A 26,953-nucleotide genomic window follows, 5' to 3' on the forward strand; every position below is an offset into this window, starting at 1 on the left:
TGCCGGTCGTTTGCACCGTGTCCGGGCCAGTTGGCGCCCGGGATCAAGGAGAGACTCCATGGCCCTGAACCGATTCGGCGCACTGCGCACCATCGCCACGGCGGTCCGCACCGCCACCCGCCCCGGGTCACCCGGGATCCCGGAACGTCTGATGAGCCTGCCCAGGCTGTTCGCGGCCACCTTCCGCGGCGAGTATGCCGGCACCACCCGCGGGCGGCTGCTGATGGTCCTCGGGGCGGTGGCCTACGTCGTGTCACCGATCGACCTCATCCCCGAGCTGGCCCTCTCGGTGTTCGGCCTGGCCGACGACGCCGTGGTCGTGTCGTGGATCGCGGCGACCGTCGTCAACGAGACCGAGTCCTTCCTCGCGTGGGAGCGGGCCGGCGCGGCGCGCGAGACCGTCCCGGGTGACGTGCTGCGGTAGCCCAGCCCAGGCTCACTCAGCCCACCCAGGCTCACTCAGCCCACCCAGGCTCACTCAGCCCACTCAGGCTCGTCGACAGGGCGGTACGGCGCAGATTCGGCGCCGTACCGCCCTTCTTCGTGCACAGCGGGGCCCGGCGGCCTGCTCCGTCCACAGGGCGACGCCCTGTCGGTGTCCGGGCGGTGCCCTCGAGCGGGACCGTGGACGGCATGAACTCCATCCGGTTGCGCAGCCCCGGCGACGTCGTCGCAGTCCTGCCCTACCAGCTGGGCTACCACCCCCACGAGTCCCTCGTGGTGGTCGCGTTGCGCGACCGTGCCGTGGTGCTGGTCCAGCGCGTCGACCTGCCCACCGCTGCTGAGGCCGACGAGGCGTGCCGGGTGCTCGTCCCGCCCTTGCTGCGCGAGGGGCCCGAGGCGGTCCTGCTGGTCGCCTACGAGACCCGGGCAGGCGACGGGCGGCCGGGGCTGGACGCGGTGCGTCGCGAGCTGGTGGGGGCCGGGGTCCAGGTGCTCGACCGGATCGTGGTGCGCGGGGACCGCTGGTTCGCTGTCGACTGCGCCACGGGGTGCTGCCCGCCCGACGGGTCGCCGGTCCCGTCGCCGGCCCACACCCCTGCGGTGGCGGAGTTCGTCGGGCTCGGGATCTCGCCGTTGCCCGGTCGAGGTGCGCTCGCCGCCGTCGTGGCGGCTGACCCCGAGCGGGCGTCGGCGGTGGGGCTGGCGCTCCGGGAGCGGGCGGCGAGACGGGGTGGTCTGGGGCAGGCGGCCAAGCGGCTGGAGGCCTTGTCGGCCTGGGCGGTCGCCCTCGGCGTCAGGGACGCCACGAGCGATCACGCGTCGTTGGTGGACTCGCTGCGTCCCGACCAGGTTGCGCTGCTCGTCGACAGCCTCCGCGACGTGCAGCTCAGGGACGGGCTGGTCGCGTGGCTCTGTCCCGGGTCCCTGCCCCAGGACTGCCTGCCGCCGGACGTGGTCGATGCGGTGCGCACCTGCCTGCCCGGGCCGCACTGGCCCGAGGGCGCTCGTCGCACTCGGAAGCGGGACCGGCGACCGCGAGGTCGTGACGAGGCCGTCGTCGGAAGGCGACACCTGCTGCGGCTCCAGCACCTGGTCAGGGCGGTGCCCGACGAGCACGCGGCAGCACCCCTCACGGTGTTGGCGAACCTCGCCTGGTGGCTGGGCGACGGTGCGCTCGCCAGGACCTGTCTCGAGCGCGCCCTGGATGCGTCACCCGACTACCGGTTGGCCCTGCTGTTGGAGCAGATGCTCGACCTGGGGATCCGTCCTCGTGGCAGGGCACCGCGCACGGACGACCCGTGGGCAGGCGAGCTGGCCGGTGAGTGGGCCGGGTGAAGGGCACCGGGCCGATGGGGGCGGCTGAGGGGCGACTGACCTGGTGGCCCGGACGCGCGCAGCACCCGTCCACGCAGCGGACGGGCCGGACACCGGGGAGACCGCCTCGTATGATGGGCGCCAGGTTATGAGTCCCAGCGCCAAGCCCCGGCTTGCTGGGCGGCAACCCTCCTCGCGGTGGGGTGCCCCGGGTGAAGACCCGGCCGACCCTCACCTGGGCGGCAAGCGCGAGCGCCACAGGAGCAGTTTCGATGACCACGACCTCCCCACCACGAGCGACCTCCGGGGCCTGGCGGGACGGCGACCCGGTCGGGCGGCGTCAGTTCGTCGACCTCGGGGCGATCGAGCTCGAGCGCGGGGGCGTGGTGCCTGCCGTCCGGGTGGCCTACGAGACCTGGGGGGAGCTGAACGCCGCCGGCGACAACGCCGTCCTGGTCGAGCACGCCCTCACCGGTGACAGCCACGTGGACGGCCCGACGGGCCCGGGCCACCCCACCCCCGGCTGGTGGGGCGGTCTGGTCGGGCCGGGCAAGCCGCTCGACTCCGACCGCTACTTCGTCGTGGCCGCCAACGTCCTCGGGGGGTGCCAGGGCAGCACCGGTCCGTCGAGCCCCGCGCCGGACGGCGCACCGTGGGGGAGCCGGTTCCCGTTCATCACGGTGCGTGACCAGGTGCAGACCGAGGTCCTGCTGGCTGACGCGCTCGGGATCGACCGCTGGCACACCGTGCTCGGCGGTTCGATGGGCGGGATGCGCGCGCTGGAGTGGGCGGTGACGCACCCAGACCGGGTCGGGACGGCGATCGTGCTGGCCAGCACGGCATACGCGACCGCGGAGCAGATCGGCTGGTGCCAGGCGCAGCTGCTGGCGATCCGTGCGGACGCGCACTTCCACGGCGGTGACTACTACGAGCGCGTCACCGGGCCGGACACCGGCCTGGGGATCGCGCGACGCATCGCGCACGTCACCTACCGCAGCGAGCTCGAGCTGCACGAGCGCTTCGGCCGCGAGCCGCAGGAAGCCGAGGACCCGCTGGGCGGGCGAGGTCGGTATGCCGTCGAGTCCTACCTCGACCACCACGCCGGCAAGCTGGCAGGGCGGTTCGACGCCAACTCATACGTCGTCCTCACCGAGGCGATGAACTCGCACGACATCGGTCGGGGCAGAGGGGGAGTGGCGGCCGCTCTCGAGCGGGTGACCGCCGACCTCGTGGTGGTCGCGGTCGACTCCGACCGCCTCTACCCGCCGAGGCTGTCCCAGGAGATCGCCGACGCCGTCCCGGGAACGCAGCTCCACACGGTGCACTCCGAGTACGGTCACGACGGCTTCCTCATCGAGATCGAGCAGGTCGGGGCGATCGTGGCGAAGGTGCTGGCTGCGCCTGCCTGACCGGGGGATTTCCGGTACGGTCGGCCCAGCGGCTGCTGCCGCTACGGGCAACACCGGTCCGGGCAACGACGCCTGGGTCAGCAGTGATCCGGTCAGCAGTGGTCTCCGGTCAACCTGATCCGGTCGGCGCTGGTCGGACCGGCTGCTCCGGTTGACACCGCCCGGTTCACAGAAGGTTGGAGGTCCCCGTGGCCATCGTTGTGGGATATGTCCCTACCAAGGAAGGGCGCGCCGCCCTGCGTCGCGCTGCTGACGAGTCGCTGCTTCGCAAGTCGAAGCTCATCGTCATCAACTCCCAGCGTGGTGGTCGGGACTTCGACAGCGACGAGGCCAACCGGTTCGACACCGAGCTCAAGCGCATCCAGTCCGAGCTCGACGAGGAGGGTCTGGAGCACGAGGTGCGCCAGCTGGTGCGGGGCAACGAGCCCGCCGAGGACCTCATCGCCGTGGCCGAGGAGGAGAACGCCGAGTTCATCGTCATCGGTCTGCGCCGGCGCACCCCGGTCGGCAAGCTGATCCTGGGGTCGAACGCGCAGCGCATCCTGCTCGACGCCTCCTGCCCCGTGCTGGCGGTCAAGGCAGACGCCTGACGCAGTCGCGTCGGGCGAGGGTGCAGGTGTCACGTCGCGTGGATCGAGCGCCCTGCGTGGTGCCGATGCGGGTTCTGGCGGCATCTCGTTTTACAATGTCACCCACGAGGTCTCGACGGGTCCAGCCCGAGCGGTCTCCGCAATACTTCCACTCCCGCCGTTGTTGTCACAGACATCCCCTCAAAGCATGGCTGTGATGACGTGCGCCGTGCCGCGAGTCCGCGACGAAAGGTAGTCCGTGTCGCCTGTGTCCAAGAAGGCTGCGAGCCCCGCACCGTCTCTCCCCCCGGAGTTCTCCCACCCTGCGCTCCAGAAGCTGCTCAAGCAGGGCCGTACCAACGGCTCCGTCGACAGCGCGCAGCTGCGTGATGCCCTCGAGGGTGCCGAGATCGCTCCCAAGCGGATGAAGGCCGTGCTGCGTTCCCTGGACGAGCAGGGCATCCACGTGACCCTCGACTCCGCGACCGCCTCACGGGCCGTCGCCGCGACCAGCACCCGCAAGAAGACGGCCACCGCGCCAGCCAAGAAGGCTGCCGCGAAGACCGCCACCGCGACCACGACGGCCGCGACTCCGGCGAAGGCGACCAAGGCCGCTGCCAACGGTGCCGCTGACCAGGCGGACGAGAAGCCGGCAGCCAAGGCGGCCGCGGCCAAGACCGCTACCAAGGCGGCCAAGGCTGCTCCTGCCAAGGCGACCACGACGAAGAAGGCCGCTGCCGCTGCCGCGGGTGAGCCCGCGCCGGCCGCCAAGAAGACCGCGGCCAAGACCGCCACGAAGGCGACCGCCAAGGGCAAGGCCGATGACGAGGCCGTCGATGCTCCCGAGGACGAGGAGGCCGTGGAGGCCGAGCCGACCGACGTGGTGGAGGCCGAGCTCGAGGACGTCGTCGTCGAGGACGAGACCGAGGACGACAAGAAGGACGACGAGGACGAGGGCTCCGGGTTCGTCCTGCGCGACGACGACGAGGACGACGCCCCGGTCCAGCAGGTCGTCACGGCGGGTGCCACCGCCGACCCGGTCAAGGACTACCTCAAGCAGATCGGCAAGGTCGCCCTCCTCAACGCCGAGCAGGAGGTCGAGCTCGCCAAGCGCATCGAGGCCGGCCTGTTCGCCGAGGAGCGCCTGAACTCCGGCGACAAGATCGAGATGAAGCTCAAGCGCGAGCTCTGGTGGATCGCCCAGGACGGCAAGAAGGCCAAGAACCACCTGCTGGAGGCCAACCTGCGCCTCGTGGTCTCGCTCGCCAAGCGCTACACCGGGCGCGGCATGCTCTTCCTCGACCTGATCCAGGAGGGCAACCTCGGCCTGATCCGTGCGGTTGAGAAGTTCGACTACACCAAGGGCTACAAGTTCTCGACCTACGCGACGTGGTGGATCCGCCAGGCGATCACCCGCGCGATGGCCGACCAGGCGCGCACCATCCGCATCCCGGTGCACATGGTCGAGGTCATCAACAAGCTGGCCCGTGTGCAGCGGCAGATGCTCCAGGACCTCGGGCGCGAGCCCACCCCGGAGGAGCTCGCCAAGGAGCTCGACATGACCCCCGAGAAGGTCGTCGAGGTCCAGAAGTACGGCCGCGAGCCGATCTCGTTGCACACCCCCCTGGGTGAGGACGGCGACAGCGAGTTCGGTGACCTCATCGAGGACTCCGAGGCCGTCGTGCCCGCCGACGCGGTCAGCTTCACGCTGCTGCAGGAGCAGCTTCACTCGGTGCTCGACACGCTCTCCGAGCGCGAGGCCGGGGTCGTCTCGATGCGGTTCGGCCTCACCGACGGCCAGCCGAAGACCCTGGACGAGATCGGGAAGGTCTACGGCGTGACCCGCGAGCGGATCCGCCAGATCGAGTCCAAGACGATGAGCAAGCTGCGCCACCCGAGCCGCAGTCAGGTCCTGCGCGACTACCTGGACTGATCGACGCACTGCGCGAGACGAAGGCCCCGACCCAGGTCGGGGCCTTCGTCTGTTGGGGGAGGTGCGGCCGAGCGGACGCGGGCCACCTAGCCCTTGACCAGCACGGTCCGCGAGCTCTCCGCGACAGACGTCCCGGTGTGCTCGTCGAAGAGGCTGGCGCGGAGGTCGGCACGACCCGCGCGGAACGGCCCTGCGCCCGCGTCCGAGGACGAGAACGTGGCCTGGGTGAGATGGCGTCGGCCGTCACAGACCACCTCGAAGCCGGTCAGGAGGGAGATGTCACCCTGCTCGACGGTCACGAACCCCTCGATCATGTGGTCGGTGGGCGGGCACCGGACGGCCATCGACACCGTCATCGTGCCGCTGCCGTCCGTGAGGAGCGCCACCGGGAGGATGCTGACATCTGCGTGGCGACGACCAGTCGCTGCGACGGCTGAGGAGCCGAGCGCAGCCGTCATCAGCAGCGCCAGCACGGCGGCCATCACGGTGCGAAGCGTCAGCCATCGACCGCGTCGCTGTTTCCGGGGGTGGTGGTCGGTGGCCCGGCGCAGGTCCTCAGATCCATGGAACATCGGTCGGTCTCCGCTCGGTCGGGGTGAAACTCGGGCTTGCCACGATCCACCGGGACGCGACTCGGTGGCAGGGCCCAACGTCCCGTGGTCGGCCGCCACCACACCTTCTCTCCCGGGTGGTGGCCCCGCGCGACGAGCGGTCGGATGACACCGCACGGAGCCGGGAGCTTTGGCAGGGGATGGTGGAGGCCGGACGTGCTGACGTGCACCTCAGTGGTCATCGTGCACCGGGCGAACGGGGAAGCGCAGTGCGACTGGGGATCGACGCCTGCGTCCAGACGTCGAGACCTGTTCCACGTCACCACCGACGAAGGGCCCCCGAGGATGTCGGGGAGCCCTTCGGCGTCTGATCGGTGGCTGGGGTATGCCGCGTGGCTCGCTACCGGCGGAAGTCGCGCCGGGCGTCGCGCCAGTCCTGGAACCGGTCGAGGGGGCGTCGGAGCAGGCGCCCGACGGCCGCCCGGCGTTCCCGCCACTCGAGCAGGCCCTCGGTGGGCCACCACGCCGCGCGCAGCCGGTCCTTGCGGCGACGCACCCCGGACACGGCCCGGACGACCGCCTGGGTGTCCGTGCGGATGTCGGTCACGGTCGTCCCTGGCGGGGCGTAGCGCGAGCGTTCCACTCCTGCGACGACGCGGCGCAGTGCCTCCGTCTGGTCGCCCTCGAGGTAGGCCTCGCGCTGGTAGAACCGTCCGGCCTGGCGTGGGGTGCTGCCGCGGGGTGGGATGACGCCGAGGTCGCCGATGCGCTCCGTCATCGCCTGCCACTCGATCTCGACGCGGGTGGCCTCGTCGGGGGCGTGCCGCAACCTACGGCGGAACCGGCTCCTTGCCGCCAGGKGGACGGCCAGCGAGCCGAACAGGCCGATGGCCAGCCCGAGCAGGACCCACAGCACGAGGGTGCGCGTCCGTGGACCGAACCAGCTGGCGAAGCCCGAGCTGGTGCCGGTGGTCTTCGTCGGGTCGGTGGCGCCGGGGTCGTTGCGACCGTTGGGACGGGTCGCGCTCGCAGTCGAACCACCGGTCGCCGTGCTGGTCGCCGTCGGGTCGCTGCCGGGGGTGGTCGGGGCCAGCGAGTAGGGCGGAGCGACCGTGCCCTGGGTGCCCGACGGGGTGGGTTCGAACCGTAGCCAGCCGATGCCGTCGAAGTAGAGCTCGGGCCAGGCGTGGGCGTCGGACGCCCGCACCGTGTAGGTGCCGCGGTCGGCCGTGCCGGGGAGGAAGCCGATCGCCAGGCGGGCCGGGATGCCTGACTCCCGAGCCATCATCACCATGGCCGTGGCGAACTGCACGCAGTAGCCCACCTTGCTGCGCAGGAAGAGGCTGATCGGGTCGGGCCGCTCGTCCTGCCCGAGGTCGTTCTTCACGGTCTCGGGGAGGTCGAGCGAGTAGCGGAACCCGCCGTCGGTGCGCAGGTACTTCTGGATCGCCCGTGCGGCCTCGATCCGGGTGGCGTCCTGCGGGACCACTTCACTGACGGTGCGGCTGACGAGCTCCTGCGAGTCGGGGTCGACCTGCAGGTCCGCGCGCAGGAACCCACCGGTCGATCCCTCCCGGGACTGCGCCAGGGAGTCCGGGGTGGGGTTCAGTGCGAGGTACGTGAAGCTGTAGGAGCTAGCGGAGCGGGTGACGGCGGCGACCGACGTGTTGCGGTCGACACCCCAGCTGACGCGGCCGAGGTCGGCGGTCACCAGGGGAGTGGGGGCCGCGATCTGCGGTGCCTCGAGGCGCGAGTCCTCCACGGAGATCCGGTAGGTCTCGCGCGGGACGTCGTCGCCGAGCTCGCCGGGCAGGGGAACGGTGCTGTGCCGGCCGTAGTCGACGTCGAGCGGCTCGGGGCGCCACGCGTCGCCGAGGTAGGTGTCCAGCACCCCGACCCGTAGGGGGGTCAGGATCGCGGCGTTCGTGGTGTACGTGAGGACCGGCGCCTTCGACGGGTTCTTGAGGCTCTTGGTCAGGTCGACCGTGGACTTGAGGCCGACCTGACCGTCGCTGAAGCCGGTGGCCCCGGTCGACCGTCCCAGACCGTCGATGAGGTAGCGGGTCGGGAAGTGCGGGATGACCACCGGAACGACGACCGCGGCGACCAGGCCAGCGACCGCGAGACTGCGCCCCACGGCGGCGTAGCCGTAGGCCCCGTCGTGGTCCTCGGTGGTCCGCCGTCCGGTGGTGCTCATCGGCACGGTGGTGCTCCACCGCCGCAGCGACGCGATGCCCTGGCGTCCGAGCATGAGCAGCCAGAGACCTCCCGCAGCCACGAAGAACATGGGGTGCAGCGAGTCGCCCGAGTTGGAGGCCGAGACGAGGAAGGCGGTGAGGAGCGGCAATCCGGCCAGGGCGGGGGACCGCCGCATCACCGCGAGGTGGTCGACGACGACTGCGACGACGCCGATCGCCAGGCCGATGGCCAGCGTGACCCCACGGTTGGTGGGTGCTGGTGCGGCGTAGTTCTGGATCGTCTCCCGCGCGTCGATCAGCAGCCGGTTGAAGGCCAGGACGGTGTCGGGGTAGGGGAGGCCGTACCAGAGGTGACCTCGCCCGTAGATCCAGCCGGCGGCCAGGACGACCCCGACCAGCTGGGCGCCGATGATGGCCAGCCAGGAGCTGGTGAGCATCCGGCCCACGACGCCGACCACGACGACGGCGAGGACCATGGCCAGCATCGGCCGGATCCACGTGCTCGGCGTGAAGAGCGTGGTGAGGGGCCAGGCAACGACCGCAGAGCAGGCGCCGGCGATCGCCGAGTCGGCGAGGCGTCCGCGGGTCATGCCACACCCACCCGATGGCCCGACCCGGAGAGCACTCCCCAGACCGAGGGCAGGTCGTCACCCGCGCCGACCACGGCCACCGTCCAGCCGGCCCCGCGCAGCACCGGGACGCAGGTCAGCTCGTCGCTGCTCCCGGGCCGGTGTCGCCGGGTCGCGGTGAAGCCGTCGGGGTCGAGCACGATGGCCAGCGCGGTCCCGCCCGGCTGGCGCAACGAGGCCACCCGGCGGGCGAGCTCCTCGTCGAGGTCGGTGACGACGGCCAGGACCAACCCGCCCGAGGCGGTGACCGGGTGCGCCGACTGGAGGACGTCGGCGAACTGGTCGTCCGTCCCGGTCTCGGCCATGGCGAGCACGTCGAGCAGCGGGTCGACCTCCATGGCGCTCGCGGCCCGGCTGTCCTCCGCCGTCTCGTCGCTGATCAGGTGCACGGCATACCCCTGGTCGAGCAGGTGCGCGGCGACGGAGGCGCACGCGGTCACGGCCCACTCGAACGAACCGGAGGTGCCCGAACCGTGGTGCCCGCGGGCCCGTGAGTCGAGGACGATCGCCGCACGGCGGCGTGCCGGGCGGTCCTCCTGGCGCACCATCAGCTCGCCGGTCTTGGCCGTTGCCGGCCAGTGGATGCGGCGCAGGTCGTCGCCGTCGCGGTAGGAGCGGATCGAGACGTCGTCCTCGCCGTGCAGGGCGACCATGTGGGGGATCGCGCCCTCGGCACCGACGCCGCTGCCGGGGGGCTGGCCGCCGCCGAGCGGCACCAGCCGCGGCAGCACAAGGATGTCGCTGGACCCGGAGATGGCGGCCACCCGGGTGCTCAAGCCGAACGGGTCGCGCAGCCGCACGCCGAGGGGCCCCAGGCGGTGCCGGCCCCGGACGTGCGAGCGCACCGAGTAGTGGACCTCCTGGCGGTCGCCACGGCGCAGTCGCGGCACGACGAACCGGGGGCGGTCACCGAGCGCGTAGTCGAGCTGTTCCTCGGCCATGAGCAGTGGACTGGCCGCACCGCCGGCATTCTCGATGCCGAGGGTGACCAGCGCCTGCTCGTCGACCTGGATGCGGCCGGGGAGGGCGGTGCGCTCGAGCGCGAACCGCAGGTCGTGCCGGCGCATCAACAACCCACTGAGGAGTGGCAGTGCGACGAGCAGCACGCCGATGCGGGTGAGGTCGGTGAAGCCCAACCCGATCCCGCACAGCACCAACGTGATTCCCGCCGCGACGAACGCCCGACCGCGGGTCGTGAGCAGGTCGCGAAGCCGACGCACGACGGCGCCTCAGCGACCCGACGCGGGGACGGGCACTCGCCGCATGAGGTCTTGCAAGACCTCGCCGGTGCTGCGCCGTGCGAGCTGCGTCTCACCCGTGGGGATGATGCGGTGGGCCAGGACGGGCAGCACGATCGACTGGACGTCGTCCGGCAGGACGTGGTCGCGACCCTCGAGCGCCGCGTGGGCACGGGCCGCGCGCAGCATGTGCAGCGTGGCGCGGGGCGAGGCCCCGAGCCGCAGGGCCGAGCTCGAGCGGGTGGCGGACGACAGGTCCACGACGTACTGCTTGATCGCGTCGCTGGTGAACACCGAGCGGACCGCGCGCACCATCGCCGACACGGTCGCGGCGTCGGTCACCGGCTGGAGGGTCTCCAGGGGCGAGACCTGCCCGTGGCTGTCGAGCATGGCGACCTCGGCGCGCGAGGACGGGTAGCCGAGGGAGATGCGCGCCATGAAGCGGTCGCGCTGGGCCTCGGGGAGGGGGTAGGTGCCCTCCATCTCGATGGGGTTCTGCGTCGCCATCACGATGAACGGCTTCGGGAGGTCGTAGGTCTGCCCGTCGACGGTGACCTGCCCCTCCTCCATCGACTCGAGCAGTGCCGACTGCGTCTTCGGTGAGGCACGGTTGATCTCGTCTCCCACGACGACGTTGGCGAAGATCGCGCCGGGCCGGAACTCGAAGTCGCGGACGTCCTGGTTGAAGACGCTGACACCGGTGATGTCGCTGGGCAGCAGGTCGGGGGTGAACTGGACGCGCCGCACCGAGCAGTCGATCGACCGCGCGAGCGTCTTGGCCAGCATCGTCTTGCCGACGCCGGGCACGTCCTCCAGCAGGAGGTGTCCTTCGGCCAGGAGCACGGTGATCGCGGTGTGCACGACGTCAGGCTTGCCCTCGATCACGGTGTTGATGGCCCGGGCCAGCCGTCCGGCGACCTCGGTCACCTGACCCAGCGAGGCGGGTGACCCCGCGGGGAGGGAGAGCAGGGTCTCCGGCTTGGTCGGACCCACAGGGCTCGTGGGTTCTGCGTGCTTGATGGCGTCGTCCTCGGGCCTGCCTTGCACCGGCTGTCCTTCCGTCGTCCCCGGGTCGCCACGTTGCGCCCCCTCCGGGTGGTCGATCGATCTTCCCCCACAACGCACCACCACAACAGGGGGGTATGCCGTCTCGTGACCTGCGACGCCCGCTCCACCGGCCGCTCGGGCCGGTTTCCCGGCGCGGTGGCTCCTTCGGAGCGCGGTCCGGCCATCGCTGGGCCGCCTCGGGACGGCCGCATGCGGTCGGTACGCTCACTTTGGTGGATTCATACACCACTTTCCACCACCCATCTGACCTGCAGAAATACCGTGATCTGACCGAGAAATCCGGCGAAGTGGCTGCACTCGCGGGTAACGGTGGAGTAAAGTGGGGGAAACCAGAGGGCCGTGGGGTCCTCGACCGGGTCGGCAGGGGAGGTGGGCGTGATGTTTCTCGGGACGCACAGCCCCCGACTCGACGACAAGGGCCGCCTCTTCCTGCCCGCCAAGTTCCGGGAGCGGATGTCCGACGGGCTGGTGGTCACCCGCGGCCAGGAGCGCTGCCTCTACGTCTTCCCGATGGACGAGTTCCTCAAGGTGACCCAGCAGATGCAGGCGGCCCCCACCACGAGCAAGGCCGTGCGTGACTTCACCCGCGTCTTCCTCTCGGGCGCCTCGGACGAGGTGCCCGACAAGCAGGGGCGCGTGACCATCCCGGCCAACCTCCGGGCGTATGCCGGGCTGACCCGCGAGTGCACGGTCATCGGTGCCGGCTCCCGCGTCGAGGTCTGGGACACGACGGCGTGGAACGCCTACCTCGAGTCCACCGAGCAGGGCTTCTCCGACCAGTCCGAGGAGGTCATCCCCGGACTCCTCTGACCGTGAGCCTGCCCCTGACCGCCTCCCTGACCCATCTCACCGCCGTGCCCCTGGAGCCAGGTCTCCAGCCGCTCCGCTTCCCGGGACGACTTCCCCCGTCCCGGGCCGCATCCCTTGGAGCGGATGGAGACCTGACCGCAGGGCCACCACAGCACACCCAGCGCCCCACGCCAGCGCCGCACCAAAGCCCCACCACACCAGCACCAAAGCCCGCACCAAAGCCCCACCACCAGCACCACCACCAGCACCGTCCGCAGGAGATGTCGATGAACGCACGAGGAATGGCCGCCGACCGGCACGTTCCCGTCCTTCGCGACCGCATCGTCGACCTGCTGGCCCCGGCCCTGGCCGCACCGGGCGCCGTCTACCTCGACGGCACCCTCGGCATGGGCGGCCACGCCGAGGCCATCCTCGACCGGTGCCCCGCCGCGCACGTCGTGGGCATCGACCGCGACCAGGAAGCCCTGGCGCTCGCGGCTGAGCGGCTCGAGCCGTATGCCGGACGCGTCACCTTCGTGCACGCCGTGTACGACGACGTGCCGGGTGCGCTGGCAGAGGCAGGGGTCGACCACGTCGACGCCGCCCTCTACGACCTGGGGGTCTCCTCCCTCCAGCTCGACGAGGCCGACCGGGGCTTCTCCTACAGCCAGGACGCGCCGCTGGACATGCGGATGGACCAGTCAGCCGGGCTCACCGCCGCAGAGGTGCTCAACACCTATGCCGCGAGCGAGCTGGAGACCGTGCTCCGCGACTTCGGCGAGGAGCGCTTCGCCCGCAAGATCGTCGCGGCCATCGTCCGCGAACGCGAGCTCGAGCCCTTCACCACGTCGGCTCGGCTGGTCGACCTGCTGAAGAAGGTGGTCCCGGCCGCCTCGCAGAAGAGCGGCGGGCACCCGGGCAAGCGCACCTTCCAGGCCCTGCGCATCGAGGTCAACGCCGAGCTCTCGGTCTGGGCCGCAGCCCTGCCCCGCGCCATCGAGGCGCTGGCCGTCGGTGGGCGCATCGCGGTCCTGTCGTACCACTCGCTGGAGGACCGCATCACCAAGCAGGTGCTCGCAGCCGGCGCCAAGGGCAGCAGCCCGCAGGGGCTGCCGGTCGAGCTGCCCGAGCACGCGGCATACCTGCGACTGCTGACCCGGGGCGCCGAAGAGGCGAGCGCCGAGGAACAAGCCAACAACCCCCGATCCGCCTCGGTGCGCCTGCGCGCAGCCGAGCGCACCCGAGCCACTGACACCACCACGAAGGGAACCCACCGATGAGCCAGCAGACTGCGACGGCGAGGGTCGCATCTCGGGCACCAGCCCGGAGGGTCGCGCCTGCGCAACCGCTGCGCGTCGTCCCGGCAGCGGTCGGGCACCCGGGCAACGGCGTCTTCGCCGCGCTGTGCATGGTCCTGCTCTGTGCTGGGCTCGTCGGCCTGCTCATGCTCAACACCGCGATGGCCGAGGGTTCGTTCACCCTGCACAACCTGCAGTCCACCTCCGGCGAGCTCGCCGACACCCAGGACGCCCTGACCCAGGCCATCGACGCGCAGCGCAGCCCCGCGAACCTCGCCACGCGGGCGACCAAGCTGGGCATGGTGCCCGCCGACTCCGCGGCCTTCCTGCGGCTGTCGGACGGCAAGGTCCTCGGCGTGGCGAAGCCGGCCGAGAAGGAGCACGCCTTTACCGTGGTGACAGCAGCTGCGGCGACGACGGCGAAGGCTGCCACGAGCACGCGCAACCAGCCGTCGACCCGCGTCACGAAGAAGGGGGATGTGACGACGACGACGGTGGTGGTGACCAAGCCGGACGGCACGGTGCAGACCACGGTGACCAGCGTCAACGCCAGGACCAAGACGACAACGAGCACGACCACGACGAAGCCGGCACCGAAGAAGAAGCCGACGACGAAGCCGACCACCACGGTCGCGCCCCGCTAGCCGATCCACCCAGTCGACCCACCCGCCGGAACAGGACGCGAGGTACCCAGTGACGCAGACCCGAGGCAGCCGCCCCGGTGCCCCGCGCTCCACTGCGTCCTCGGCTCCCCGTGGTGCGCACTCCGGCGGCCCGCACCCCCAGGCCGGTCAGCCGCGGGCGGGGCGCAAGCAGCCCGCGGCGGTGAGGTCGGCGAAGACCGCGGCAGCCGGCACACCCGGCACACCGATGAGCAAGCCGACGAGCAAGCCGGGCAAGCCGACCACGCCGGTGAAGGCGGCGCGAGCCGCCAAGCGACCCGTGTCGCCGCCGCGGCCGCCGGTTCGTCGCACGGTCGCCCTCGACGCCTCGAGCCCGCGGCGCCGGATGCGCACCATGACCATCGCGGTCCTGTTCATCTTCAGCATCTTCGGGGCGCAGCTGTTGCGGCTGCAGGGCTTTGACGCCTCGGCGGTCTCCAAGGACGCCCAGTCCTCACGCACCGCGACCATCCCGCTGCCGGCGCTGCGCGGCTCGATCACCGACCGCAACGGCACGATCCTCGCCTCGAGCATCGAGCGCCGCACCGTCACCGTCGACCAGACAGCCGTGAAGGAGTACGTCAAGAGCGTCAACGGGATTCGCGTGAAGGTCGGTGCCGCCGGCGCCGCGGCCGACCTGTCGCCCCTGCTGGGCATCCCGGTGGACACCCTCACCAAGGAGCTGACCGGCGAGGCGAAGTACCGCATCCTGCAGAAGAACGTCACCCCGCTCAACTGGCGCAAGATCTCCCAGCTCGGCGTCAACGGGATCTACTCCGAGGCCACCTCCGACCGCGTCTACCCGACCTCGACGGCGGCGTCGGCCCTGGTCGGCTTCGTCCAGTCCGACGGGTCGGCCGGCGCCGGGCTCGAGGTCCTCATGGACAAGACCCTCAAGGGCACGTCGGGCAAGACCATCTTCGAGCAGTCGCAGGACGGCCGACCGATCCCCAACGCGCGCTCGGAGACGATCAACCCCGTCCCGGGACGCGAGGTGCAGCTGACGATCGACTCCGACCTGCAGTGGTTCGCCCAGAACGCGGTGGCCCAGAAGGTGATCGAGACCCAGGCGCTCTCGGGCACCGTCGTCGTCGAGAACGTCAAGACCGGCGAGCTGCTGGCCGTGGCGTCCTACCCGACCTTCGACCCCAACCAGCCCGGACAGTCGAGCGACAACTGGACCAACAAGGCGTTCAACGACGTCTACGAGCCGGGCTCGACCGGCAAGGTGATCACGGCCGCCGCGGYCCTGGAGCAGGGCGTCGTCACCCCGTCCACCGTCGTCGAGGTGCCCAACCGGATCCGGCGCGCGGCCACGGAGTTCAAGGACAGCCACGACCACCCGACCGAGTACCTCACCTTCGCCGGGGTCCTCGCGCAGTCGAGCAACATCGGCACCATCCTGGCCGGCGAGAAGGTCAAGGCCGCGACGATGTACGACTACTTCAAGAAGTTCGGCCTCGGCCAGACCTCGGGAATGGGCTTCCCCGGCGAGGGTCCTGGCCTGCTGACCAACGTCAAGGACTGGAACGGGTCCCAGCGCTACACGGTGCTGTTCGGGCAGGGGCTCTCGGTCAACGCCCTCCAGGCCGCCGGCGTCTTCCAGACCATCGCCAACAACGGCGTCCGCATCCCGCCGCGGATCGTGGCCGCCACCGGTGACGGCAAGGGTGGCTTCATCCCCGCCGCGAAGCCGACCCCGGTGAAGGTCGTCTCGCCCGAGACCGCCAAGCAGGTGCGCGACATGCTCGAGGGGGTCGTCGGCAAGGAGGGCACCGCCCCCGAGGCCAAGATCGCCGGCTACCGCGTGGCCGGCAAGACGGGCACCGCCGACCGCTACGACGCCCGTGTCGGTGGCTACTCCGGCAAGACGGCCAGCTTCATCGGGTTCGCGCCGGCCGATGACCCCGAGATCGTCGTCGCGGTCACCCTGCAGCGGCCGATCAAGGGCTACTTCGGTGGTGTGGTCGCCGGCCCGGTGTTCCACGACGTGATGACCTACGCGCTCCAGGAGCTGCAGATCCCGCCGACCGGCACGTCCTCCCCGGTGGCGAAGATCCGCGTGGACAAGACTCCTGCCGCCAACGACCCCAGCGTGCTCCGTGACCGCAGGTCGGGCGCATCCGGCGCTTCCCGCTGACGGTAGGCTCGCTGTCCGTGCCATCACCCCGTCCGTCGTCCCCCCATGCCACCACGCTCGAGGCGGTGGCGGCCCTCGTCGGCGGTGAGCGGACCGGGGCGGACCCTGCCGTGACGGGGGTGACGCTCTCGTCGCAGGACGTGGTCGAGGGCGACCTCTACGCCGCCCTCCCGGGCGCCAACGCGCACGGAGCGAGGTATGCCGCGGGCGCCCGCGACGCTGGTGCCGTCGCCGTCCTGACCGATGCGCCTGGCGCCGCCTCCCTCGAGGCCGAAGGGGTCGACCTGCCGCGCGTCGTGGTCGACGACCCGCGCAGCCACGTCGGGGAGGTGGCCTCGCTGGTCTACGGGACGCGGGAGCTCCCGCTGCGGATGTACGGCGTGACGGGGACCAACGGCAAGACCACCACTGCTTACCTGATGAACTCGGCGCTCACCGCGCTCGGCCACACGACCGGCCTGATCGGCACGGTCGAGACCCGGATCGGCGACGAGCGGATCAAGAGCGTCCGCACGACCCCCGAGGCCACCGTCGTGCACGCGCTGCTCGCGGTGATGACCGAGCGCGGCATCGACTCCTGTGTGATGGAGGTCTCCAGCCACGCCCTCAGCCAGCACCGGGTGGACGGGGTGGTCTACGACGTCGCGCTCTTCACCAACCTGTCGCAGGACCACCTCGACTTCCACCCGACGATGCGTGACTACTTCTTGGCGAAGGCCGACCTGTTCACCCCTCGGCGGTCCCGCACGGGCATCGTCTGCGTCGACGACGAGTGGGGGCAGGAGCTGGCCACCCTCTCGACCGTGCCGGTGACCACCCTGACCTCGCTGGCCGAGGTGGACGCGGACTGGCGCCTGGTCGCCGGTGACGACGACCCGGCGACGTTCACGCTGTCCGACGGGTCCACGACGATGCACCTGCGCTCGGCGCTGCCCGGCGACTTCAACCGGGTCAACACCGCGATGGCGGCCCTGGCGCTGCTCGCGGCAGGGATCCCCACCGAGGAGGCGGAGCGAGCCCTCTTGGCCGACCCGCACGTCCCCGGGCGGATGGAGCGGGTCGTGCCCGGCGGTGCGGGTGCTGCTGGGCAGCGCCCCGGCAGCGCCGATCTCCCGCTGGTGGTCGTCGACTACGCGCACACCCCCGATGCGGTCGCCGCGGCGCTCCGGGCGTTGCGGTCGGAGACCGACGGTGCTCTGGTCGTCGTGCTGGGCGCCGGGGGCGACCGCGACCGGGGCAAGCGGGCCGCCATGGGGCGCGCGGCCGCCGAGGGCGCCGACGTCGTCGTCGTCACCGATGACAACCCGCGGTCGGAGCCGCCCCAGGCGATCCGGGCCGCCGTGCTCGAGGGCGCCCGCGCCGCAGGCACCCCCGCCCAGCTGCACGATGTCGAGGGTCGGGCCACCGCGATCGCGCAAGCCGTGCGGGTCGCCCACCAGGCCGGTCCGGGCAGCGTGGTCGCCGTCGTGGGCAAGGGCCACGAGACCGGACAGGAGATCGCGGGCACGGTGCACCCCTTCGACGACCGCGAGGAGGCCCGACGCGCTCTCGAGGCACTGCTCGTCGCGCAGCCCGACCCGACCGACCTGACCGAACCGGCCGACCCGACCGAGGCGGCCGCGGCCGACGTGCGCACGGACGGGGGAGCGCGATGATCCCGTTCTCCCTGGCTGACATCGCCCAGGTGACCGGCGGGCGGCTGCACGGCCTCGACGACCACGCCGCCGCAGCGCTCGTCATCGATGGGCCGGTCGTCACCGACTCCCGCGAAGCCGGCCCCGGTGGTCTCTACATCGCCCGGGTCGGCGAGGAGCTCGACGGCCACCAGTTCGTCGCGTCGGCTGCCGGGCTCGGAGCCGTGGCAGCGATGACCACTCGCGCCGTCGACGACCTCCCGTGCGTGGTCGTCGACGACATCCAGGAGGGGCTGGCGTCGCTGGCCCGCGCCGTCGTCGACCGCCACCCCCACCTCACCGTCATCGGCATCACCGGCTCGTCCGGCAAGACGTCCACGAAGGACCTGCTCGCCAGCGTGCTCTCGAGCGCGGCGCCCACGGTGGCACCGGTCGGCTCGCTCAACTCCGAGGTCGGTGTGCCGCTGACCGTCTTCCGGGTCGACCCACAGACCCGCTTCCTCGTCGTCGAGATGGGGGCCCGAGGCATCGGCCACATCGCATACCTCACGCGAATCGCCCCGCCCTCCATCGGGATCGAGCTCAACGTCGGCACCGCCCACGTGGGGGAGTTCGGCTCTCGCGAGGCCATCGCCGTGGCGAAGGCCGAGCTGGTGCAGGCCCTCCCCGCCACCGGCCTCGCGGTGCTCAACGCGGACGACGCAGCAGTCCGCGGCATGGCGGCCAAGACCGCCGCCCGCGTGCAGCTCGTCGGCTCCGGCCCCGAGGCAGAGATCCGTGCCACGGACATCACCCTCGACACGGCCGGGCGACCGACCTTCCGGGTGACCACGCCGGACGCGAGTGCCGAGGTCTCGCTGCCGCTGCACGGTGAGCACCACGTCGGCAACGCCCTGGCTGTCGTGGCGRCCGCGCTCGAGTGCGGCCTGGAGCTGCCCGCGATCGTCGCTGCGCTGGCCACGGCGACGCCCGCCTCACGGTGGCGGATGGAGGTCACCGAGCGCGCTGACGGCGTGACCGTCGTCAATGACGCCTACAACGCGAACCCCGACTCCATGCGCGCCGCCCTCAAGGCCCTGGTGGCGATGGGCGGGGGACGTGGGGGCGCTGACCGGGCCCCGGCGCGGCGGACCTGGGCCGTGCTCGGCTCCATGCTCGAGCTCGGCGACGACTCCACCGCCGAGCACGACGCCATCGGTCGACTCGCGGTGCGGCTCAACATCGCCAGGCTCGTGGTCGTCGGCGACACTGCCAGGCCGATGGCCTCAGGCGCCCAGCACGAGGGGTCGTGGGGCGACGAGGCAGTCTGGGTGCCCGACGCCGATGCTGCGTACGCCCTGCTCGCCGAAGAACTTCGGCCCGGTGACGTCGTGTTGTTCAAGTCCAGCCGCGATGCCGGACTACGGTGGCTCGGAGACAGGATCGCCGACCAGGGCGCGCCGCCCGGCGGCGCCGGCAGCACCAGCGCAGACGACCGCGCAGATGACAACAGCGCAGATGACAACAGCGCAGACGACAACCGCGCAGATGACAACCGCGCAGACGACGACGAGGAGGGCACGACGTGAAGGCGGTGCTGCTCGCGGCCGTCATCTCCCTCGTGGGCGCGCTCTTCGGCACCCCGATGTTCATCAAGTTCCTCGTCCGCCGAGGCTACGGCCAGTTCATCCGCGACGACGGACCCACCTCGCACCACACGAAGCGCGGCACGCCCACCATGGGTGGCGCGGTCATCATCGGGTCGAGCCTCGCGGCATACGCGTTGGCGCACGCGGTCACCGGCACGCCGCTGACCTGGAGCGGCGTGCTCGTGCTCTTCCTCATGGCCGGTCTCGGGCTGGTGGGGTTCCTCGACGACTACATCAAGATCACCAAGCAGCGCAGCCTCGGGCTGCGGTCCCGCGAGAAGCTGGCCGGCCAGACGCTGGTGGCGGTCGTGTTCGCCGTGCTCGTCCTGCAGTTCCCGAACGCCAAGAACCGCACGCCGGGGTCGATGCGCATCTCCTTCGTGCGTGACACCGGCATCGACCTGGCCTTCGCCGGCACCCTGCTGGGCCTGATCCTCTTCATCATCTGGGCCAACATCATGATCGCGGGCACGTCGAACGGCGTGAACCTCACCGACGGCCTCGACGGCCTGGCCACCGGCGCCTCCGTGATGGTCTTCGCCGCCTACGTGCTCATCGGGATCTGGCAGGGAAACCAGAACTGCCAGACCACCCCCGGGCTCAAGTGCTACGAGGTGCGCGACTCCCGAGACCTCGCCGTGGTGGCCGCCGCCGCGATGGGTGCCTGTTTCGGCTTCCTCTGGTGGAACGCGTCGCCGGCCAAGATCTTCATGGGTGACACCGGGTCCCTCGCGCTCGGCGGCGCGCTGGCGGGCCTGGCCATCACGACGCGCACCGAGCTCCTCGTCGTCATCCTGGGCGGGCTGTTCGTCACGATCACCTTGTCGGTGATCATCCAGGTCGGGTCGTTCAAGATGACCGGCAAACGGGTCTTCCGGATGGCCCCGTTGCAGCACCACTTCGAGCTGCTCGGGTGGAACGAGGTCACGATCGTCATCCGGTTCTGGATCATCGCCGGGCTCTTCGTCGCCCTCGGGCTCGGGCTGTTCTACGCAGAGTGGGTGGTGGGCGCAGCGTGAGCGGGCGGCTCGACGGCCTCACCAGCGGCGCTGCCGACTGGGGTGGCATCCGCGTGGTCGTGGCGGGGCTGGGGGTGAGCGGCTTCGCGGCCGCCGACGCCCTCCACGAGCGCGGGGCCCGTGTGGTCGCCGTCGACGGCGCAGACCCCGCGGCCAACACCGCGCTCGGCGAGCGCGCCCGCATCCTCGACATCCTGGGCGTCGACGTGCGCCTCGGACCCGAGCACGTGACGGGGCTGCCCGACGGCGAGACCGACCTGGTCGTCACGTCGCCCGGGTGGCGCCCCGACCAGCCGCTGCTCCTCGCCGCCGCGCGGGCCGGCATACCCGTCTGGGGCGAGGTCGAGCTGGCCTGGCGGATGCGCGCCGCCGTGGGACCCGCGCCCTGGCTGACCATCACCGGCACCAACGGCAAGACCACGACGGTCGAGATGCTCGCCGCCATGCTGCGGGCCGCCGGCCTGCGTGCCACGGCGGCCGGCAACGTCGGCACCCCGATCCTCGAGGCGGTGCTGCACCCCGAGCCCTACGACGTGATCGCGGTGGAGCTGTCGAGCTTCCAGCTGCACTGGTCCGACTCCATCGCCCCCTACTCGTCCGTCTGCCTCAACGTCGCGCCCGACCACCTCGACTGGCACGGCTCGCTGGAGGAGTACCAGCGCGCCAAGGGCAAGGTGTACGCCCGGACCAAGGTCGCCTGCGTCTACAACGTGCAGGACCCCATCACCGAGCAGCTCGTCGTGGACGCCGAGGTGCAGGACGGCTGCCGCGCGATCGGCTTCACCCTGGGCACCCCCGGACTGTCGATGGTCGGTGTAGTCGACGACATCCTCGCCGACCGGGCCTTCGTCGAGCAGCGCAAGACCTCGGCCGCCGAGCTGGCCACCCTCGACGACGTCCGTGGCAGCGCGGCGACTCTGGCGCCCCACAACCTCGCCAACGCCCTCGCGGCGGCCGCCCTGGCCCGGTCCTACGGTGTGCCGCCCTTGGCCGTGCGCGACGGGCTGCGTGCCTTCACCCCCGACCCGCACCGCATCGCCGACTGCGGCGAGGTCGACGGCGTCCGCTACGTCGACGACTCCAAGGCCACGAACCCCCACGCGGCGGCCGCGTCCCTGCACGCGTTCGAGCACGTGGTGTGGATCGCCGGCGGCCTGCTCAAGGGGGCCGACGTCGACGACCTCGTCCGCGACGCCGTCGGGCAGCTGCGCGGCGTGGTCCTCATCGGCGCCGACCGGGCCCGGCTCGCCGAGGCGTTGGCCCGACACGCGCCGGATGTGCCGGTTGTCGACGTGCCGAGCACGGACACTGGGGTCATGGATACCGTCGTCGCGCGCGCTGCAGAGCTGGCCCAGCCCGGCGACGTCGTGCTGCTCGCGCCCGCGGCGGCCTCGATGGACATGTTCCCCAACTACGGTGCCCGGGGCGACGCGTTCGCCGCGGCGGTGGCACGCCGCGCCGGGTCCGCGGGGGAGTAGCCGTGAGCAGCACCACCGCCGCGCCCCCACGGGCGCGGACCGCCCCGCGCGGCTCGGCGAGCCGCGACGAACCCGGCCGGGTCGGCGGGTGGCTCCAGCGGCTCGACTCGCCGGTCACCAGCTACTACGTGCTGCTCAGCGTGACCGTCGTGCTCGTGGTCATCGGGTTGATCATGGTGCTGTCGGCCTCCTCGGTGAAGTCCTTGGTGCAGACCGACAACGCCACGCCCTACGTCTACTTCCGCAAGCAGCTGCAGTTCGCGGCGATGGGCGCCATCGCCGTCGTGGTGGCCGCCCGGGTGCCCCTGCGCGCCTGGAAGGCGCTCTCGGTGCCCATCCTCGTGGGCGCGCTGTTCCTCCAGCTCCTGGTCTTCACCCCCCTGGGGGTGTCGGTGAACGGCAACCGCAACTGGCTCGCGGTCGGTCCCGTGTCCCTCCAGCCGTCCGAGTTCGCCAAGGTGGGGCTCGTGCTGGTCGGGGCGACCGTCCTGACGGCCAAGCGCAAGCTGCTCGGCCGGATGGGTCACGTGGTGATCCCCTTCCTGTTCCCGGTGGCGGCCGTGACGATCGGCCTCGTGCTGCTCGGTCACGACCTGGGCACGGTCATGGTGATGGGCGGCATCGTCGCGGCCCTGCTCTTCGCGGCCGGGGTACCCCGCAGGATGTTCCTCTTGGGTGGCGCGTTGTTCGGGGCACTCGCCGTCACCATGGTCCTCACCAGCGCCAACCGGCTCCAGCGGTTCGACGTGTGGCTGGGCAAGGACACGAACCCCTACGGCGGCTACCGCCAGACCCTGCACGGCCGCTACGCCCTGGCCGACGGCGGCTGGTGGGGCGTCGGTCTCGGGGCCAGCCGCGAGAAGTGGCAGTGGCTGCCCGAGGCCCACAACGACTTCATCTTCGCCATCCTCGGCGAGGAGCTCGGCCTGCCGGGCACCCTCGTCCTGCTCGGGCTGTTCTGCGCGCTGGCGCTGGTCTGCTACCGGATCGTGCTGCGCAGCAGCGACACCTTCGTCCGCGTCGCGACGGCCGGGGTGATGGCCTGGATCGTCTGCCAGGCCACCATCAACATCGGCGCCGTCATCGGGCTGCTCCCCGTCATCGGCGTGCCGCTCCCGTTGGTGTCCTACGGCGGATCCTCGCTGATGACCACCATGTTCGCGCTCGGCATGCTGCTGTCCTTCGCCCGCCAGGAACCCGGCTGTCGCGAGGCGCTGTCGGCCAAGCCCTCCGTGGTGCGCCGCTCGCTCGCGGTCCTGCCGGGGCGTCGGGGACGTCGCTGATGCCCGCTGACACCCCTTCGTCGGTCCTGCTGGCCGGTGGTGGGACGGCTGGGCACGTCTCCCCGCTGCTGGCCCTGGCCGACTGCCTGCGCCGTCGCGACCCCGACATCGCCATCGCCGCCCTCGGCACCGAAGCGGGTCTCGAGGCTCGCCTCGTGCCAGAGCGCGGCTACCCGCTGATGACGGTCCCGAAGGTGCCCCTGCCACGCAAGCCGTCCGGCGACCTCCTGCGCCTGCCCGGCCACCTCCGCTCGGCGGTGGCTGCCGCTGAGCGGGCCATCGAGCAGTCCGGCGCCCAGGTCGTCGTCGGCTTCGGTGGTTACGTCTCCACCCCTGCCTACCTCGCCGCCCGTCGCCGGCACGTCCCCGTGGTGGTGCACGAGCAGAACGCCCGGGCCGGGCTCGCGAACCGCTTGGGGGCGCGGATGACGCGCTTCGTCGCGACCACCTTCCCCAGCACCCGGCTGGCGCACGCCACCGCGATCGGCATGCCGCTTCGTCGTGAGATCACCCAGCTCGACCGGGTGGCCGCGCGCCCCGAGGCGCTCGCGCACTTCGGCCTCGATCCCACCTGGCCGACGGTCCTCGTGACGGGCGGTTCGCTCGGCGCGCAGCGCCTCAACACGGCCTTCGAGGAGCGCGTGGACGCCCTGCGCGCGTCGGGTGTCCAGGTCCTGCACCTCACCGGCGCGGGCAAGGAGTTCGAGGTGCCCACGGGGGGCCACGGCCCGCCCTACGTCGTCGCGCCCTACGCGGACCGCATGGACCTCGCGTATGCCGCGGCCGACCTCGTGGTCGCGCGCGCAGGGGCGAACACCGTGTGCGAGCTGACCGCGGTGGGTCTCCCGGCGGTCTACGTTCCGCTGCCCATCGGCAACGGCGAACAGCGGTTCAACGCCGCAGACGTCGTCGAGGCCGGTGGCGGCCTGCTCGTCGACGACGCGGCGCTGACCCCCGCCTGGATCGACCAGGTCCTCGTACCGCTGGTCTCCGACCGCGACCGCCTCGACGCCATGGCGGCTGCGGCCGCCGGGGTGGGGGAGCGCGGTGCTGACGAGCTCCTGGCCGACATGGTGGTCGAGGCCTACGCGCAATCCGTTGCGGGGCAACGATGAACGGCTCGAACGAGCGCTTCGACTTCACCGCCCCGATCCCTCCGCTCGACGAGCTCGGGTCGGTCCACTTCATCGCCATCGGGGGAGCGGGCATGTCGGGCGTGGCCCGCGTCATGCTGGCGCGCGGCTGCTCGGTGAGCGGCTCCGACGCGAAGCAGTCGCCGGTGCTCGCGGCCCTCGCCGCAGAGGGCGCGGAGGTCCACGTCGGCCACGACGCGGCATACGTGGAGGGCAAGGACACGGTGGTGATCTCCTCCGCGATCCGCGAGTCGAACGTCGAGCTGGTGGCCGCCCGCGCGGCCGGCCTGCGGGTCCTGCACCGCTCACAGGCGCTGGCCAGCACGATGGCCGACTCCCGGCGGGTCGCCGTCGCCGGAGCGAACGGCAAGACGACGACCACCTCGATGCTCACGGTCGCACTCCAGCACTGCGGCGTCGATCCCTCGTTCGCCGCGGGTGGCGAGCTCGCCAAGCACGGCACCAACGCCCACTGGGGCACCGGTGAGGTGTTCGTGGCCGAGGCCGACGAGAGCGACGGTTCGTTCCTCGTCTACCGTCCCGAGGTCGCGGTCGTGACCAACGTGCAGCCCGACCACCTCGACTTCTACGGCACCTTCGCCAAGGTGAAGGAGGCCTACGCCGAGTTCGCCGCCTCGGTCCTGCCCGGCGGCCTGCTGGTCGCCTGCGAGGACGACGAGGGCTCGCGCGAGCTCGCGCGGGTGGCGCGCGAGTCGGGCACCCGGGTGCTGACGTACGGCTGGTCGAGCGAGGCCGACGTGGTCCTGCGCGGTGAGGTCTTCCGCGGCCTCATGGGCCGGGTCACCGTCACCGGCGCCGACGGCGTCGACCACAACCTGCGGATCAACATCCCGGGCCGGCACAACCTCCTCAACGCCGCGGCCGCCTACACGGTCGCGGTCGACGGCCTGGGCCAGGACCCGACCCGCGTGCTGGACGGGCTGTTCGGGTTCACCGGCACCCGCCGTCGGTTCGAGCCGAAGGGATCGGCGGCCGGGGTCTCGGTCGTCGACGACTACGCCCACAACCCCGGCAAGGTCGCCGCGGTGGTCAGCACGGGGGCGGAGCTCGCCGGCGACGGCCGGCTCGTCGTGGTCTTCCAGCCACACCTCTACTCCCGCACCCGCGACTTCGCCCGGGAGTTCGCCGCGGCCCTGGCCCCCGCCGACGTCGTCGTCCTCATGGAGGTCTACGCCGCGCGCGAGGACCCCATGCCCGGGGTGTCCTCCCGGCTCGTCGCCGACGCCCTCCTCGAGCTGCGCCCTGACGCCGACGTCGAGGTCGTGCCGTCGTGGTCTGCGGTGGCCGGCCACGTGGCGGGGCTGGCTCGCGAGGGTGATCTGGTCCTCACGGTGGGGGCCGGGGACGTGACGATGATCGGGCCCGAGATCCTGCGCGCCCTCGGGCAGGCATGAGCCAGCACCCCGGGTCCTCAGGACACGGGCGCGCGACCCGCACTGGTCTCGCGTCGTCCAGGGCGCGGTTCCAGCGCCGCGCCCACGAGGTGCGCCACCGACCGTTGCGCCTGCTCGGGTATGCCGCGGCAGCACTGGCCGTCGTCGTCCTCCTCGGCTGGGTGGTCGGCTTCAGCCCGGTGCTGTCGGTGCGCACCGTCGAGGTCGTGGGGGTGCCCGAGTCGGAGGTCAGTGCCATCCGCGCCCTGGCCGACGTGCCCCCCGGCCTTCCGCTGGCCCGGGTCGACAGCGCTGCCGTCGCGGCGCGGGTGGCCGAACGGGCCACCGTCGCGGACGTGTCGATCGAACGCTCGTGGCCGAGCACCCTGGTCATCCACGCGAGCCCGCGACAGCCCTTCCTCGTGGTCAAGAACCCTCAAGGTCAACTACAGGTTGTGGATGCGACGGGGGTCGCCTACGCCCATGTCAGCAAGGCTCCCAGGGGTGTGCCGACGGTCAACGCCGCCACCCAGGCAGCGCTGTCGCCCGACGCCCTCGCGGCGGCGGTCAGCGTCGTCAAGGTGCTGCCGGCGAGCACGCAGAAGCGGGTGAGCAACGTGACGGTCAGCAGCGCGAACCTGGTGACCCTGCGGATCGGTCGGACCTCGATCGTGTGGGGCGGGGTGAACGAGCCGGAGCGCAAGCTGGCCATCATGATGGCGTTGCTCAAGGGCAGTCCGGCCCTCATCGACGTCAGTGCCCCGAGCACGCCGGTGACGCGCTGAGGGACCCGTCGGGGAGCGCGTCAGCCGGTCCTGGACGCCCGTGCCAGAATGGTGCCAATGGGGCTGGTGTGACGGGTGTGACAACCCGGTCGCGCCGCGTCGGAAGAAACCGCGAAATCGGGTGAATCCGTGCTGCGACACGCGGCCGACCTCGTTGCCTGCACCCCAAGCGACGCATAGCGTCGGCGGCACCAGAACCGTGGGTGAACTGTAACCCTCAACTACACGTCGAGGCTAGTCGACCCACCCGCGGGAGCACCAGCACCACAGCAATCGACTCACCGCAGACCCCGTCAGCACAGAGCCCAGCAACACAGACCCCATCAGCACGGACCCCGTCAGCACCACCGCACCACC

At 71.6% G+C, this 26,953-nt stretch carries 22 protein-coding genes and 1 riboswitch; of the genes, 17 read left to right on the forward strand and 5 right to left on the reverse strand.

Annotated features, from left to right (window positions below):
• Nucleotides 1-58 precede the first annotated feature (58 nt).
• The 5 genes from AC1DX8_RS06015 (at nt 59) to AC1DX8_RS06035 (ending at nt 5,669) form a co-directional block, all read left to right on the forward strand.
• Nucleotides 59-424: a YkvA family protein gene (locus AC1DX8_RS06015; protein WP_477629006.1), complete on the forward strand. Its 366-nt coding sequence runs from the start codon at nt 59-61 to the stop codon at nt 422-424.
• Nucleotides 425-633: 209 nt separating this feature from the next.
• Entirely contained in the window at nt 634-1,779 is a 1,146-nt protein-coding gene (locus AC1DX8_RS06020; RefSeq protein ID WP_477629007.1) for a DUF4192 domain-containing protein, read from the forward strand.
• A 123-nt stretch (nt 1,780-1,902) separates the two neighbouring features.
• Nucleotides 1,903-2,013, forward strand: a riboswitch (SAM riboswitch).
• 17 nt (nt 2,014-2,030) lie between these two features.
• Nucleotides 2,031-3,167 carry a homoserine O-acetyltransferase MetX gene (gene metX / locus AC1DX8_RS06025; RefSeq protein ID WP_477629008.1) on the forward strand — a complete coding sequence of 379 codons (1,137 nt, stop codon included), beginning with the start codon at nt 2,031-2,033 and terminating at the stop codon, nt 3,165-3,167.
• A 188-nt stretch (nt 3,168-3,355) separates the two neighbouring features.
• Entirely contained in the window at nt 3,356-3,757 is a 402-nt protein-coding gene (locus AC1DX8_RS06030; RefSeq protein WP_477629009.1) for a universal stress protein, read from the forward strand.
• 238 nt (nt 3,758-3,995) lie between these two features.
• Nucleotides 3,996-5,669: an RNA polymerase sigma factor gene (locus AC1DX8_RS06035; RefSeq protein ID WP_477629010.1), complete on the forward strand. Its 1,674-nt coding sequence runs from the start codon at nt 3,996-3,998 to the stop codon at nt 5,667-5,669.
• Between the two features lie 86 nt (nt 5,670-5,755).
• On the opposite strand, the gene AC1DX8_RS06040 is transcribed toward AC1DX8_RS06035, so the two are convergent.
• From AC1DX8_RS06040 to AC1DX8_RS06055, 4 genes are all read right to left on the reverse strand, one after another.
• Complete coding sequence (locus tag AC1DX8_RS06040; protein WP_477629011.1) at nt 5,756-6,241, reverse strand: hypothetical protein; 486 nt, start codon at nt 6,239-6,241, stop codon at nt 5,756-5,758.
• A gap of 379 nt (nt 6,242-6,620) precedes the next feature.
• Entirely contained in the window at nt 6,621-9,008 is a 2,388-nt protein-coding gene (locus tag AC1DX8_RS06045) for a transglutaminase TgpA family protein (protein ID WP_477629012.1), read from the reverse strand.
• Nucleotides 9,005-10,267: a DUF58 domain-containing protein gene (locus AC1DX8_RS06050; protein WP_477629013.1), complete on the reverse strand. Its 1,263-nt coding sequence runs from the start codon at nt 10,265-10,267 to the stop codon at nt 9,005-9,007. The genes AC1DX8_RS06045 and AC1DX8_RS06050 overlap by 4 nt, the downstream gene beginning before the upstream one ends.
• A gap of 9 nt (nt 10,268-10,276) precedes the next feature.
• Nucleotides 10,277-11,254: an AAA family ATPase gene (locus AC1DX8_RS06055; protein WP_477629059.1), complete on the reverse strand. Its 978-nt coding sequence runs from the start codon at nt 11,252-11,254 to the stop codon at nt 10,277-10,279.
• Between the two features lie 477 nt (nt 11,255-11,731).
• On the opposite strand from AC1DX8_RS06055, the gene mraZ reads away from it, so the two are divergent.
• From mraZ to ftsL, 3 genes are all read left to right on the forward strand, one after another.
• Entirely contained in the window at nt 11,732-12,163 is a 432-nt protein-coding gene (mraZ, locus tag AC1DX8_RS06060; RefSeq protein ID WP_066670674.1) for a division/cell wall cluster transcriptional repressor MraZ, read from the forward strand.
• A 266-nt stretch (nt 12,164-12,429) separates the two neighbouring features.
• Nucleotides 12,430-13,422 carry a 16S rRNA (cytosine(1402)-N(4))-methyltransferase RsmH gene (gene rsmH / locus AC1DX8_RS06065; RefSeq protein ID WP_477629014.1) on the forward strand — a complete coding sequence of 331 codons (993 nt, stop codon included), beginning with the start codon at nt 12,430-12,432 and terminating at the stop codon, nt 13,420-13,422.
• A complete protein-coding gene (ftsL, locus tag AC1DX8_RS06070; protein WP_477629015.1) occupies nt 13,419-14,084 on the forward strand; it encodes a cell division protein FtsL in 666 nt (221 codons plus the stop codon). The genes rsmH and ftsL overlap by 4 nt, the downstream gene beginning before the upstream one ends.
• A 147-nt stretch (nt 14,085-14,231) precedes the next feature.
• On the opposite strand, the gene AC1DX8_RS06075 is transcribed toward ftsL, so the two are convergent.
• The gene (locus tag AC1DX8_RS06075; protein WP_477629016.1) at nt 14,232-14,480 is read right to left on the reverse strand and encodes a hypothetical protein; all 249 of its coding nucleotides are present in this window, start codon (nt 14,478-14,480) and stop codon (nt 14,232-14,234) included.
• On the opposite strand from AC1DX8_RS06075, the gene AC1DX8_RS06080 reads away from it, so the two are divergent.
• From AC1DX8_RS06080 to AC1DX8_RS06120, 9 genes are read left to right on the forward strand one after another with little or no spacing between them, the layout of a single operon-like run.
• The gene (locus AC1DX8_RS06080) at nt 14,458-16,242 is read left to right on the forward strand and encodes a peptidoglycan D,D-transpeptidase FtsI family protein (protein WP_477629017.1); all 1,785 of its coding nucleotides are present in this window, start codon (nt 14,458-14,460) and stop codon (nt 16,240-16,242) included. The two genes, AC1DX8_RS06075 and AC1DX8_RS06080, sit on opposite strands and share 23 nt — an antisense overlap.
• A gap of 17 nt (nt 16,243-16,259) precedes the next feature.
• Nucleotides 16,260-17,897, forward strand: coding sequence for a UDP-N-acetylmuramoyl-L-alanyl-D-glutamate--2,6-diaminopimelate ligase (locus tag AC1DX8_RS06085; protein ID WP_477629018.1), 1,638 nt, complete (start codon nt 16,260-16,262; stop codon nt 17,895-17,897).
• The gene (locus tag AC1DX8_RS06090) at nt 17,894-19,444 is read left to right on the forward strand and encodes a UDP-N-acetylmuramoyl-tripeptide--D-alanyl-D-alanine ligase (protein WP_477629019.1); all 1,551 of its coding nucleotides are present in this window, start codon (nt 17,894-17,896) and stop codon (nt 19,442-19,444) included. Before AC1DX8_RS06085 ends, AC1DX8_RS06090 begins: the two co-directional genes overlap by 4 nt.
• On the forward strand, nt 19,441-20,523 hold the full coding sequence (gene mraY / locus AC1DX8_RS06095) for a phospho-N-acetylmuramoyl-pentapeptide-transferase (RefSeq protein ID WP_477629020.1): 1,083 nt from the start codon (nt 19,441-19,443) through the stop codon (nt 20,521-20,523). The genes AC1DX8_RS06090 and mraY overlap by 4 nt, the downstream gene beginning before the upstream one ends.
• A complete protein-coding gene (gene murD / locus AC1DX8_RS06100) occupies nt 20,520-22,001 on the forward strand; it encodes a UDP-N-acetylmuramoyl-L-alanine--D-glutamate ligase (protein WP_477629021.1) in 1,482 nt (493 codons plus the stop codon). Before mraY ends, murD begins: the two co-directional genes overlap by 4 nt.
• A 2-nt stretch (nt 22,002-22,003) precedes the next feature.
• Nucleotides 22,004-23,284, forward strand: a complete 1,281-nt coding sequence (ftsW, locus tag AC1DX8_RS06105; protein ID WP_477629022.1) for a putative lipid II flippase FtsW — start codon at nt 22,004-22,006, stop codon at nt 23,282-23,284.
• Nucleotides 23,284-24,399, forward strand: a complete 1,116-nt coding sequence (gene murG / locus AC1DX8_RS06110; protein WP_477629023.1) for an undecaprenyldiphospho-muramoylpentapeptide beta-N-acetylglucosaminyltransferase — start codon at nt 23,284-23,286, stop codon at nt 24,397-24,399. The genes ftsW and murG overlap by 1 nt, the downstream gene beginning before the upstream one ends.
• Nucleotides 24,396-25,832, forward strand: coding sequence for a UDP-N-acetylmuramate--L-alanine ligase (murC, locus tag AC1DX8_RS06115; protein WP_477629024.1), 1,437 nt, complete (start codon nt 24,396-24,398; stop codon nt 25,830-25,832). The genes murG and murC overlap by 4 nt, the downstream gene beginning before the upstream one ends.
• A complete protein-coding gene (locus AC1DX8_RS06120; protein WP_477629025.1) occupies nt 25,829-26,596 on the forward strand; it encodes a cell division protein FtsQ/DivIB in 768 nt (255 codons plus the stop codon). The genes murC and AC1DX8_RS06120 overlap by 4 nt, the downstream gene beginning before the upstream one ends.
• Nucleotides 26,597-26,953: the final 357 nt, after the last annotated feature.

The sequence above is a fragment of the Pedococcus sp. P2_A3 genome (genome assembly GCF_056405035.1).

Excerpts from the sequence above, each read along its gene's own strand:
- murG (WP_477629023.1), top strand. The coding sequence starts at position 23,284 with ATGCCCGCTGACACCCCTTCGTCGGTCCTGCTGGCCGGTGGTGGGACG.
- ftsL (WP_477629015.1), top strand. The coding sequence starts at position 13,419 with ATGAGCCAGCAGACTGCGACGGCGAGGGTCGCATCTCGGGCACCAGCC.
- rsmH (WP_477629014.1), top strand. The coding sequence starts at position 12,430 with ATGAACGCACGAGGAATGGCCGCCGACCGGCACGTTCCCGTCCTTCGC.
- AC1DX8_RS06075 (WP_477629016.1), bottom strand. The coding sequence starts at position 14,480 with ATGAACAGGACCGCGATGGTCATGGTGCGCATCCGGCGCCGCGGGCTC.
- AC1DX8_RS06015 (WP_477629006.1), top strand. The coding sequence starts at position 59 with ATGGCCCTGAACCGATTCGGCGCACTGCGCACCATCGCCACGGCGGTC.
- metX (WP_477629008.1), top strand. The coding sequence starts at position 2,031 with ATGACCACGACCTCCCCACCACGAGCGACCTCCGGGGCCTGGCGGGAC.
- murC (WP_477629024.1), top strand. The coding sequence starts at position 24,396 with ATGAACGGCTCGAACGAGCGCTTCGACTTCACCGCCCCGATCCCTCCG.
- mraZ (WP_066670674.1), top strand. The coding sequence starts at position 11,732 with ATGTTTCTCGGGACGCACAGCCCCCGACTCGACGACAAGGGCCGCCTC.
- AC1DX8_RS06040 (WP_477629011.1), bottom strand. The coding sequence starts at position 6,241 with ATGTTCCATGGATCTGAGGACCTGCGCCGGGCCACCGACCACCACCCC.
- AC1DX8_RS06120 (WP_477629025.1), top strand. The coding sequence starts at position 25,829 with ATGAGCCAGCACCCCGGGTCCTCAGGACACGGGCGCGCGACCCGCACT.
- AC1DX8_RS06020 (WP_477629007.1), top strand. The coding sequence starts at position 634 with ATGAACTCCATCCGGTTGCGCAGCCCCGGCGACGTCGTCGCAGTCCTG.